Genomic DNA, 11,125 nt, shown 5'->3' with positions numbered 1-11,125 from the left:
TTTGGGCGAGGGGACCGTACTTCCGGGTGCGGACGGGGGAGGTACTCGACCCCTGATCCGGACGGCTTTCGCCGCCTTCGTCCGCTCCGCGTCCAGCCGGCGAACGGCAGAGCCACGTAGTTGGCCCGGACGGTGACCCCAGCCTCCCGGACGTGTGTTTGCGAGACACACGCGCAGGCGCCGCATCCTGCTCCGCTTCAAAGCGCCCTCGAGAAGCGCCCCTCACGACCAGGACGATGCGGACTATATTCCTAGATCGGGACATGTCAAGCGTTGCGTCCTCCTGAGGTGCGAGCCGCGTTTGCGGCAAGCCTCGAAGGATGCGTGGCAAACTGCGGATCGCGTTGTCATCCTTCGAGGCACGCAAGTGCTCGCACTTCAGGATGAGGTTTCAGAATGTGCCGTCATTGCGGGAGCGAAGCGACGAAGAAATCCAGTCTTTCGCGGCGACAAGTGCAGATGGATTGCTTTGCTGCGCTCGCAATGACGCACGTGATTGCCGAGATATTGCGCATCTCTCAACGCGTCGTCCCCCCGCAGGCGGGGACCCGTGCTCCCTGAGGACCGGGTGAGGCTATTCGTGCGAAACGCCCGGAATGATGAGCGGCCATGTCGCGTGATCGGCCGGGCGGGTTCCAGTTGGAACCTCCACCCCCTGTCAGTGTTGTCTCGGTGGACGGCGGCGGATGTACCCGCCGTCCGGCGGACAGGCATGGAACGGGCGGTTCCAGGCCTTGCCACTGAAATCGTTGCCGTTTCGGGGAGGCGGGATTCCAAGTTCCAGAGCCATCCCGCCGCGGCTGCCTGCCATCGCCGGTTACGGCGTCCAATCGAAAGGTCGAGAGTGAAACCGGTGAAAAGGACGGCGGGATGTCAGTTTTGACAAACATCCAGATGTCCCCGGCACAGGTCTCGCAGCAAGGAAGCGCTCCCGTTTCCGCCGCGCTCGCAATGGGTGCCGTTGAGACCGATATTCCCGCGCGGCTGGACTCGCTGCCATGGGGCGGCTTTCATACCCGCGTGATCGCGGCACTCGGCATCACATGGATTCTCGACGGGCTCGAGGTCACTCTGGCCGGGGCATTGTCGGGTGCATTGAAAAGCAGCCCGGTTCTGAATTTCAGCAACACCGACATCGGTATTGCGACCAGCGCCTATCTTGCGGGCGCAGTGCTCGGTGCCATCGGCTTCGGCTGGCTGACCGATCGCATCGGGCGCAAGAAACTGTTCTTCGTCACGCTGGCGGTTTATCTCACGGCGACAGCGGCAACAGCCTTCTCGTGGAATCTTGCAAGCTTCGCGCTGTTTCGATTTATCACCGGCGCGGGGATCGGTGGCGAGTACACAGCGATCAATTCAACGATTCAGGAACTGGTGCCTGCGCGCTATCGCGGCCGTACCGATCTGATCGTCAACGGCAGCTTCTGGATCGGAGCTGCCATTGGTGCGGTGAGTGCGATCGTGCTGCTCGATCCGGCGGTGATTGATCCAGAGCTCGGATGGCGGCTGGCGTTTCTGACCGGCGCAGGCCTTGGTCTGGTCGTATTCGTGATGCGGTTATGGATTCCCGAAAGTCCGCGCTGGCTGATGATTCACGGTCAGCCGGAGCGGGCCCTGAAAATCGTCGCGGACATCGAACGTGCGGTATCCGGCGGCGGCAAACCGGATCATCTCTTGCCGAAGATCAGGCTGACGATGCGGACGCATACACCGCTGCGCGAAGTTGCCGACACCTTGTTCCATACCTATCGTAGCCGCTCGCTGGTCGGACTGTCCCTGATGGTGTCCCAGGCGTTCTTCTACAACGCGATTTTCTTCACCTATGCTTTGGTTTTGACAGATTTCTTCGCTATCCCGGCCGCGAATATCGGCTGGTACATTCTGCCGTTCGCCGCCGGAAACTTTCTCGGGCCGCTGTTTCTCGGATCGTTGTTCGATACGTTGGGACGGCGCACCATGATCGCGCTGACCTACAGCGTGTCGGGCATTCTGCTTGCCGTGTCGGGCTACCTGTTCTCGATCGGCGTACTCAGTGCGCAAACCCAGACGATCGCCTGGATGGTGATCTTCTTCTTTGCGTCGCCGGCGGCCAGCGCCGCGTATCTGACCGTGAGCGAAACCTTTCCGCTCGAGGTCCGCGCTCTGGCCATCGCGCTGTTCTATGCGATCGGCACCGGCATCGGAGGCGTCGCGGGGCCCGCGCTGTTTGGAGTTCTGATCGATACCGGCTCGCGCGGCAGCGTGTTCGCCGGTTATTTGCTCGGATCGGTTCTGATGGTCGCCGCTGCGCTCATCGCGTGGCGCTACTGCATCGATGCCGAGCGCAAATCACTTGAGGAGGTTGCGCGGCCGCTCGCCGCGCAGGGTAAATGATGGATCATCGCGTGGTTGAAAAAACTCCGGCAAAGAGTGCGGGCGAGGCGTTGGCTGCGCCGGCGGGTATTGTGCCGGATCTTGACCAGACGGCGCTGCTGCTCGATATCGACGGCACCTTGCTGGAGCTGGCGCCGACGCCGCGCGATGTCGTGGTGCCGCCAAATCTCGGAAGCACACTTCAGGCGCTGCACGATCGCCTGGATGGCGCGCTGGCGCTGGTCAGCGGACGCTCGCTGACCGACATCGATGTCATCTTTGCGCCGTTGCAGTTTCCGGCAGTTGGCGGTCACGGCGCGGAGATGCGGCTTTCGGTCGAGAACGAGGCGGTGGCGTCGCACGCGCCGCCCATGGATAACGATCTGAAGCGCCGCTTCATTGCGATCTCGCATCTCAGCCCCGGCATCCTGTACGAAGACAAGGGCTATTCGATCGCGCTGCATTACCGGCTGGCGCCGCAGTTCGAGCGCACGATCTATGAAGCCGTCTCCGCGATCCGGGCCGATCTTCCGCAGGCGCCGATCGAGGTGCTGCCCGGAAAGTTCGTGTGCGAGATCAAGCCCGCGGGCTTCACCAAGGCGACCGGCGTTCGGGAGCTGATGAATCATGCGCCATTCTCCGGCCGTAATCCCATCTTCATCGGTGATGACGTCACCGACGAGTCCGTGTTCGCCATCATGCCTGCATTCCGCGGCGTATCGTTCTCGGTCGGCCGCCGCGCTCACGGTGTCGATGGACAGTTCAGGGCTCCGAAGGACGTTCGCGCATGGTTGACACAATTGATCGATGACGAGGCGATGGCGGCGCAATGAATATTCCCAAGGCAATGACGACGTCCCAGGTTGAAGCGGGTACGAAAATCGACCATGGCCTCGATCTGGCGATCATCGGCAACTGCAAGACCGCAGCGCTGGTCGATCCGACATCGCGGCTGGTGTGGTGGTGCTTCCCGCGATTCGACGCGGACCCGGTATTTTCCCGCTTGCTTGCAGGCGACGAGGAAAAAGGTTTCAGCGATGTCGTGCTGGACGGCATGGTGGATTACAAATCCGACTATGTTCGCAATACGGCGCTGGTCGAAACCATTCTGACGGACGCCAAAGGCAATGCGGTCCGCATCACGGATTTTGCGCCGCGCTTCCGGCAGTACGGCCGCATGTTTCGGCCGCCGCAGTTGTTCCGCATCATCGAGCCGATTGCCGGACTGCCGCGCGTTACAATCCGCGTCCGGCCCACTCATTCCTACGGCAAGCCGCTGAAGCGAAGCTCGCTCGGCAGCAATCACATCCGCTACGTCGAGGAAGAGTCCACGGTCCGCGTCACCACCGATGCGCCGATCGCCATGATCGAGCATGAAACGCCGTTCGTGCTGACGCGGCCGGTGCACATGGTGTTCGGTCATGACGAGCCCTATCCCGGCGATCTTGCTGCGACCGCAACGTCCTTTGCCGAACAGACCAGGGCCTATTGGCTGCACTGGGTGCGACGGCTCTATATCTCCTACGACTATCAGGAAGCGATCATTCGCGCCGCGATTACGCTGAAGCTGTCGAACTTCGAAGAGACCGGCGGAATCATTGCCGCGCACACCGCGTCGATACCGGAAGCACCCGGTTCGGGCCGCACCTGGGACTATCGGTTCTGCTGGCTGCGTGACGCTTACTTCGTGGTGAAGGCGCTGAATCGCGTCGGCGCGACGCAGACGATGGAAGATTTCATCGGCTTTACGCTGTCGATCGCGGCCAATGCGGATGGTCCGCTGAAGCCGGTTTACAGCGTGGTGCCGAACCTGCCGCTCGACGAATGGGTCGCGACCAATCTCAAAGGGTACCGCGGTGACGGTCCGGTGCGCATCGGCAACGCAGCCGTCGAACAGAGCCAGCACGACACCTACGGCAGCGTGATCCTCGCCGCCCTGCCGCTGTTCTTCGACCGCCGTCTGCCGACGCCGGGTGGCGAGAAGCTGTTTCGTCTGCTCGAGGATCTCGGAGAGAAGGCCGCAAGCGTCGCGCTGAAGCCTGACGCCGGCATCTGGGAATACCGCGGCCGTCAGCGCGTCCACACGCACTCTGCAGCGATGTGCTGGGCGGGCGTGAACCGCCTCGCCTCCATCGCGACCCGCCTCGGCCTGCATGATCGCGCGGCGTACTGGAACTCGGTCGCAGATCCGATTCACAAGGAGCTGCTCGACAAGGCGTGGAATCCGAAACGGGAAGCGTTCACCGCAGCCTTCGGATCGGACGATCTCGACGCCAGCGTCTTGCTCTTGCCGGATCTCGGTGTGTGTGAGGTCGACGATCCGCGTTTCATCAAGACGGTTGCGGCGATGGAGCGGGAGCTTCTGCGGGAAAAGCACATGATGCGCTATGCGGCGGAAGATGATTTCGGATTGCCGGCGACGGCGTTTCTGATCTGCCGGTTCTGGCTGATCGATGCGTGGTGGCAGCAGGGACGGCGTGATGAAGCGCGCGAGGCATTCGTCGATGCACTGTCGCATCGCAATCGCTATGGTTTGTTATCGGAAGACATTGATCCGAAAACCGGCGCGCTGTTCGGAAATTTCCCGCAGACCTATTCGATGGCGGGCTTGATTCTCACTGGCATGAAACTGTCGCGGAACTGGGAAGACCGCTATTGGCGCAGTTAGCGACATCACGATGCGCGCGATTGAATCGGATTCCGTTTTCATAACGGGAGTCTAAAATATGCGAAGGTACTTTGCATAGATGCGCGTTGCGCGATTCCGAATGTGTCAAGACTAGGCAAATCGTTTTTAATCGGTCACCCTTCACACAATGGAACTCGGTTCCATCTCACGCCACCGAAATTCGACGTCAATCAGTCTGAAGGATGGCGAGGAACCATATTGATGAACAGGCGTTATTTTTGCGTTTGCAGAACTAGGGAGGGCACCCTGTGGATCTCGTCGTCGTCTCCAATCGGGTCGCACGCGCAAAAGCAAATGAGCCAATGACCGGTGGACTGGCAGCAGCGTTGCTGCCTGTGGTGGAAAAATCAGGTGCAATCTGGGTCGGTTCGTCCGGCCGCGTTCGTGATAATCTATCCAAGGATTCTTTTGCTGAAATCGAATCGCTCGGCGCGGGCGCGCTGGCTCTGCTCGATCTTCCTGCTGCGCATTACGGCGGCTATTATGAGGGCTTCGCGAATTCGGCATTATGGCCCGCGCTGCATTCGCGCAACGATCTGATCCGTGTCTCGCAGGATGACTATCAGTCCTATCGAGAAGTGAACGCCTTCATGGCGCGCGCGCTGATGCGTTTTAACAAGCCGACTTCGGCGTTCTGGGTTCAGGACTATCATTTCCTCACGCTGGGCGCGGAAATGCGCGAGCTTGGTGTTCGTAATCCTCTGGGCTTTTTTCTTCACACGCCGTGGCCTTCGCGCCGCGTGATCGCCGGCGTGCCGCATCATCGCGATCTGGTCGAAGCGATGCTTGCTTATGATCTGATCGGCTTCCAGACCGATGACGACTGCGAGAACTTCGCCGCCTATTTGCGGGCGGAGATTGGTCTTGATGTCGATGACGGCATCGTCACGTCGCGGTTTGGCTCCTCGCGTCTCGCGGTGTTTCCGATTGGAATCGATGTCGATGGATTTGCAGCGCAGGCCCAGCGCGCAGCGTCGCATCCGGATGTGTCTCGGCTGCGAAAGAGCCTGCACGGCGAGCGCCTCGCGATCGGTGTGGATCGCGTTGATTATTCCAAAGGATTGGTCAATCGCATCAGCGCATTCGATCGCCTGTTCGAAATTCAGCCTTCACTGAAACGATCGGTTTCGTTATTGCAGATCGCGACCCCATCGCGCGGCGGCATCGAGGCCTACAGCAACTTGCAGGACGAATTGTCGAAACAGGTGACGGATGTCAATGGCCGCCACGGCGAAGTCGACTGGACGCCGATCCGTTATCTCAACAAGGGCTTCAGCCAGACCGTACTTGCCGGATTCTATCGTGCCGCGCAGGTCGGCGTGGTGACGCCGCTGCATGACGGCATGAATCTGGTCGCCAAGGAATATATTGCGGCTCAAAACCCGATCGATCCCGGCGTTCTCGTGCTGTCCAAATTCGCCGGCGCCGCGAACGAGCTCGACACCGCGCTGCTGGTCAATCCTCACGATATCGACGGCATGGCACGAACCATTGCTGTTGCATTGTCGATGCCCGCGACCGAGCGCCGGATGCGTTGGGAAGCGATGATGGCCAAGCTGCGTGCGGGCACCATCCATCGCTGGTTCTCGGACTTTATCGAGGCGCTGGAAAACGCGCATGTAGGGGCGGGGCCGAGCATCTTGCCGTCGGTCGTGCGGCCGATACGGCTGGCCGAGGCCTGCCCTGTGAGGGGTGGGCGGCTGCGCGAATCATCGCATTTCCAGCCCCGGCCGATGGTCAATTAGCCCCAGAACTTCAATTATTTACGGAATTTTTCCGGTCAGTGCCCGTGCTCTCTTGCAAAACGGCGCGTGCCCCTTCATGACAGGCGCGTGGAGAGGTGGCCGAGTGGTTGAAGGCGCACGCCTGGAAAGTGTGTATACGGGAAACCGTATCGCGGGTTCGAATCCCGCTCTCTCCGCCAGGAATTCCGGCCAACAATATGGAAAACATTAGGAATTCTGTTGGCAGCGGTTGAGCTGTTCTTCAAAAGCATCCGGCCCTGTATGGCAGCCGGTGCCAGAAACTTTCTCCAAGGACCGCTTGTTCCAGGCTCTCTTTTCTGGCGGGGGTTTCTCTCGAATGTTTTCAATCCGAATCGATCCTGTTCTTCTTATCGGTCGTGCCAGGCTTCATCGATCCGGCCAGCACGCGATCCGTCACTCTTCAATTGTCAATGCTCGGCACGGCCGCGGTTGTTGCCGCCTCGATTGTACATTCGACGATCGTGATCGCGGCGGATCAATCGGGCCGATGGATCGTCGATAACCGTATACGCAGCATTATCCAGCGAACGCTTTCGGCGATACTGGCGCTCTGACTGGCTTGGGGAGCTCTCACTCGCTAGACCGAAGCTCCTGTCCGCAACGGGTTTGACAACGAACGTCAGCGCCCGAAGCTCACGCCGATCCGGTTTCCCCGCCGCCAGACGACATGGCAGGGACGCCGCCGGTGCTCCATTTCAAGGACCAGAACAAACGCGTCCGGCAGGATCGACGACTGCCTAATGCTGAGCGCGGCGCCGGTGGCCGAAAGATTGTGAACCGTGCAGGTGAGCGGGCGGCGGTTGCCGACAATGATCGATCCCGCCTTGTGAATCTTGCGTCTGACCGCAACGCGTATCTTTTTCATTCAGGTGGGGCTTGCGATCGGCAAGTCCGTCAGTGTCGGTTTACATATCGATGCTGTGCAGCTTGCGGCGATTGCGCAGGATGATCTGGCGCGCGCCGGAAAAATCGAGCACGCCTTCGCTGTGAAGTTGTGACAGCGCGCGAGATACCGTCTCCAGGGTCAGGCCCAGATAATCGGCGATGTCCCTCCGGCACATCGGAAGGGCCATTGTGCCGGTGGCCGCCAGGCGATGGTCCATTTCGAGAAGAAAAGTCGCAACGCGCTCGAGGGCCGTCTTTCTGCCGAGCAGAAGCATATGATCCTCGGCGTGGCGCAGGTCGCTTGCCGTCATGGTCCAGAGATTGCGGGCGACGTGAACGTCGGTGGCTGCCGCCTGTTCAAGGCCGCGGCGTTTGACGAGGCGCACCGTCGTATCGACAATGGCCTCTGCGGTCAGGCGATGGACGCTGCCGGCCACCAGCCCGAAAACGTCGCCCGGAAGGTGAAAGGCCCCAATTTGACGCCGGCCGTCGGAAAGCAGTTTGTAGCTGCGAACAGCCCCGCGGACGACCTGATAAACGTAATCCGCTGGCTCGTCTTCTCCGTAGATTTCCGCGTCACGCCCGTAGAAGAATTCAGTCGCAACGAGGTTGGCGTGACCGGCGACAAGGCCGAACTGATCGGTGGCCGGCCCCCCGCCGATGACCGCTTGGCTGTTGACGATTGCATTGGTGGTGGACTGGGTGAGCATGACCATCTCCTTCGGCGGCAGATGGCTATTTCTACAGGGAACAATGCGCCGCAGGATATTTCGCTCGATATCTTAAGGGCTGCACCCTAAGTAGTTTACCGGAGGCCGGTATGGCGGTTTCGCTGGACCGCAGCACGAATCTGGGAGGCCAGATTCTCCTCTGCATCCGGTTTGAGAAGAACCACATCAATTCCGGCGACTGTGGCTTTCGCCCAGATATTCTGGTCCGGATACCCTGTGATCAGAATAATCGGAGCAGGCACCTTGCGGTCCCGCAGGTGATTGGCGATGGTGATTCCGGTCATGTTGGGCATCTTGAAATCGATAACAAAGCAGTCGAACTCCTCGGTGGCCGCGGCGTCCAGCATCGCCGCGCCGCTTCTGAAGGTCCGGACATCGAAGCCTTCCGTTTCAAGAAGAAATCGGAGCGAACTGAGGACGTCGAGGTCGTCGTCGACCACGCAAATCCTGGATTTTGTAAGAGATGAGGCCATCGTGAGGGGCCCTGACAAGTACGAGTGGCGCATGCTCCAACATAGCGATGCGCGGCTGGACCGCCTTGACCTGCCTCAATCCTTCAGAATCCCGCCACGCATCGCCAGCCGGACCAGTTCGGAGATGCTGCTGGCTTGCATCTTCGTCATGACGTTTGCCCGATAGACCTCGATGGTCCGGGGACTGATGTTGTAATCGCGGGCAATCAGCTTGTTGGAGAGCCCCGCGACAAGCCCATCCATCACCTGTCTCTCCCGCGGACTGAGCGAGGCAATTCGCGATGCGATGTCCGCGCTAATAGATTCGGTTTTCGATTGATCGGCCGCCTGGCTCAGGGCTGTGCTGATCATGATGACAAGCCGCTCGTCCTCGAACGGCTTTTCAAGAAAATCGATCGCACCGAGTTTTATTGCTTCCACGGCGAGGGGAATATCCCCGTGTCCTGTCATGATGACGATGGGCAGCGTCTTCGGCTCCTTCTTGAGCTGCCGCAGCAGGTCGATCCCGTCCATGCCGGGCATCCGCACGTCGGAGACCACGCAGCCAAACGCCAGGCTGGGCATGGTTTCAAGAAATTTTAGCGCGCTATCGAAAAGCGTCACATTGAAGCCCGCCGAGCCCAGCAGAAAATCGAGAGAATCCCGCATCGCAGGATCATCGTCGATGACATACACGTTCCCTTTATGCGGCATTATTCCAGACTCTCGCTCGATGCGGCGGCCGGCAGCGTGAAGCGGAATGTGGCGCCGCCTGATGGGTTGCTTTCAACGGACATGCGTCCGCCATGTGCCTCTACGATTGTCCGGCTGATCGAAAGTCCCACACCCATTCCCGTTTCCTTGGTCGTAAAGAACGTCTGAAACAGCTTTGTCCGCACGTCGTCACTGAATCCGTGTCCCGTGTCGGAGACCTCGACCTCGATCATCTCTTCCGCAGCCCTGGCATTTGCCACCACCAGTTCTCGGCGGGCGGTGTCGGCCATCGCTTCAAGCGCGTTTCGAAACAGATTGACCAGAACCTGCTGAATCTGGACTCGATCGACCAGCACCAGATCGCAGTCGGGATCCAGATTGAAGCGCAGCAGGATACCTTGTTCCCTCGCGCCCGTCAGGCCCAGCGCCCCGGCTTCTTCAATGAGTTTCGAAAGACTTTCGACGCGCTTTTCTGATTCCCCGCGCGCCACGAAATCGCGAAGCCGCCGGATGATCTGTCCTGCACGAAGCGCCTGTTCCGCTGCGCGATCCATCGCGCTGGCGATTTTCGCGGCGTTCGGGTCTTCACTCGAGGCCAGCAAGCGGCGAGAGCCCTTCATGTAGTTGCTGATAGCCGCCAGCGGCTGGTTCAGTTCGTGCGCGAGCGCGGATGCCATCTCTCCCATCGCGCTCAGGCGCGAGACGTGAGCGATTTCGGATTGAAGTTCCTGAAGCCGCGCCTGCGTTTGCTGATATTCGGTCAGGTCACGGACGAATCCAGTAAAGTAAGGTTGTCCGCTGGATTCCATTTCGCCGATGGAGAGATGCATCGGAAACGTTGTTCCGTCCTTGCGCTGGCCGGTTACGATTCGGCCGATCCCGATGATATGCCGCTCGCCCGTTGACTGGTAGCGTGCAAGGTATCCGTCGTGACGCCGTCTGTCAGGATTGGGCATCAGCACACTGACGTTCTGGCCGATAGCCTCCTGTTCGGTGTAACCAAACTGCCTTTCGGCGGCGCTGCTGAAAAACTGCATGATGCCGCGGCCGTCAATGACGATCATGGCATCGGGAATCGTCTCGAGGATGGACCGAAGGTGACCTTCTCGCGTCCTCAATGCCTCCTCAACCTGCTTTTGATCATCGATATCGAGAATGATTCCACTCAGATGGCGAGGTGTGCCGTCATGGCTTCTGACAACGCTGCCGCGGGTGCGAACCCAGTGACTACGATCGCGAGTTCCGCGCACCCGATACTGAATATCCAGGTTGCATCCGGTTTCGACAGATTGCTTCACGGCGAGTTCGGCGCGCTCGCGGTCCTGAGGTTCAAGCAGCGAGAGAAAAAACTCGTAGCTCACAGGTTGGTTGTCTGAAACGCCGAGCAGGCCTCGTGCAGCAGCGGACCAGATCAATTTGCGGGTTGAAAGATCGAGATCCCAAGTGCCGATACCGGACCCGTCGATACCCAGCCACAAATGTTCATCACGAAAGGGCCCCTCGGACGGTGCCTCATCGGTTCTGGTCAAGATCCGT

At 59.8% G+C, this 11,125-nt stretch carries 9 protein-coding genes and 1 tRNA gene; 5 read left to right on the top strand and 5 right to left on the bottom strand.

Translation table 11 applies throughout. From position 1 onward, the window contains the following. The first annotated feature begins 951 nt into the window (after positions 1 to 951). The 5 genes from I554_RS0117910 to I554_RS0117890 all read left to right on the top strand — a co-directional run bounded on the left by I554_RS0117910 (position 952) and on the right by I554_RS0117890 (position 6,965). Positions 952 to 2,373 carry an MFS transporter gene (locus I554_RS0117910; protein ID WP_244432783.1) on the top strand — a complete coding sequence of 474 codons (1,422 nt, stop codon included), beginning with the start codon at positions 952 to 954 and terminating at the stop codon, positions 2,371 to 2,373. Beyond that, positions 2,373 to 3,185, top strand: coding sequence for a trehalose-phosphatase (gene otsB, locus I554_RS0117905; RefSeq protein WP_024576639.1), 813 nt, complete (start codon positions 2,373 to 2,375; stop codon positions 3,183 to 3,185). The genes I554_RS0117910 and otsB overlap by 1 nt, the downstream gene beginning before the upstream one ends. Further along, positions 3,182 to 5,020 carry a glycoside hydrolase family 15 protein gene (locus I554_RS0117900; protein WP_024576638.1) on the top strand — a complete coding sequence of 613 codons (1,839 nt, stop codon included), beginning with the start codon at positions 3,182 to 3,184 and terminating at the stop codon, positions 5,018 to 5,020. The genes otsB and I554_RS0117900 overlap by 4 nt, the downstream gene beginning before the upstream one ends. A gap of 269 nt (positions 5,021 to 5,289) precedes the next feature. Then, positions 5,290 to 6,786, top strand: a complete 1,497-nt coding sequence (locus I554_RS0117895; RefSeq protein WP_024576637.1) for a trehalose-6-phosphate synthase — start codon at positions 5,290 to 5,292, stop codon at positions 6,784 to 6,786. 89 nt (positions 6,787 to 6,875) lie between these two features. Continuing rightward, positions 6,876 to 6,965: transfer RNA gene (locus I554_RS0117890), tRNA-Ser, on the top strand. A 461-nt stretch (positions 6,966 to 7,426) separates the two neighbouring features. Here I554_RS0117890 and I554_RS0117880 read toward each other — a convergent pair. The 5 genes from I554_RS0117880 to fixL form a co-directional block, all read right to left on the bottom strand. Continuing rightward, positions 7,427 to 7,672: a PilZ domain-containing protein gene (locus I554_RS0117880; RefSeq protein ID WP_024576636.1), complete on the bottom strand. Its 246-nt coding sequence runs from the start codon at positions 7,670 to 7,672 to the stop codon at positions 7,427 to 7,429. Positions 7,673 to 7,712: 40 nt separating this feature from the next. Next, a complete protein-coding gene (locus I554_RS0117875; RefSeq protein WP_024576635.1) occupies positions 7,713 to 8,402 on the bottom strand; it encodes a helix-turn-helix domain-containing protein in 690 nt (229 codons plus the stop codon). Positions 8,403 to 8,497: 95 nt separating this feature from the next. Beyond that, the gene (locus tag I554_RS0117870) at positions 8,498 to 8,896 is read right to left on the bottom strand and encodes a response regulator (RefSeq protein ID WP_024576634.1); all 399 of its coding nucleotides are present in this window, start codon (positions 8,894 to 8,896) and stop codon (positions 8,498 to 8,500) included. 75 nt (positions 8,897 to 8,971) lie between these two features. Continuing rightward, the gene (fixJ, locus tag I554_RS0117865) at positions 8,972 to 9,589 is read right to left on the bottom strand and encodes a response regulator FixJ (RefSeq protein WP_024576633.1); all 618 of its coding nucleotides are present in this window, start codon (positions 9,587 to 9,589) and stop codon (positions 8,972 to 8,974) included. Further along, positions 9,589 to 11,118 (bottom strand): sensor protein FixL, encoded by a 1,530-nt coding sequence (gene fixL / locus I554_RS0117860; protein ID WP_024576632.1) that lies wholly within the window; start codon positions 11,116 to 11,118, stop codon positions 9,589 to 9,591. Before fixL ends, fixJ begins: the two co-directional genes overlap by 1 nt. Positions 11,119 to 11,125 lie beyond the last annotated feature (7 nt).

Origin of the sequence: Afipia sp. OHSU_II-C1 (assembly GCF_000497575.1) — a bacterium.
Lineage (GTDB): Bacteria > Pseudomonadota > Alphaproteobacteria > Rhizobiales > Xanthobacteraceae > Afipia.
This window is presented reverse-complemented; position numbering and strand designations above follow the sequence as displayed.

Coding starts and splice junctions, on each gene's coding strand:
- I554_RS0117910 (WP_244432783.1), top strand. CDS start 952: ATGGGTGCCGTTGAGACCGATATTCCCGCGCGGCTGGACTCGCTGCCA.
- otsB (WP_024576639.1), top strand. CDS start 2,373: ATGGATCATCGCGTGGTTGAAAAAACTCCGGCAAAGAGTGCGGGCGAG.
- I554_RS0117900 (WP_024576638.1), top strand. CDS start 3,182: ATGAATATTCCCAAGGCAATGACGACGTCCCAGGTTGAAGCGGGTACG.
- I554_RS0117880 (WP_024576636.1), bottom strand. CDS start 7,672: ATGAAAAAGATACGCGTTGCGGTCAGACGCAAGATTCACAAGGCGGGA.
- I554_RS0117875 (WP_024576635.1), bottom strand. CDS start 8,402: ATGCTCACCCAGTCCACCACCAATGCAATCGTCAACAGCCAAGCGGTC.
- I554_RS0117870 (WP_024576634.1), bottom strand. CDS start 8,896: ATGGCCTCATCTCTTACAAAATCCAGGATTTGCGTGGTCGACGACGAC.
- fixJ (WP_024576633.1), bottom strand. CDS start 9,589: ATGCCGCATAAAGGGAACGTGTATGTCATCGACGATGATCCTGCGATG.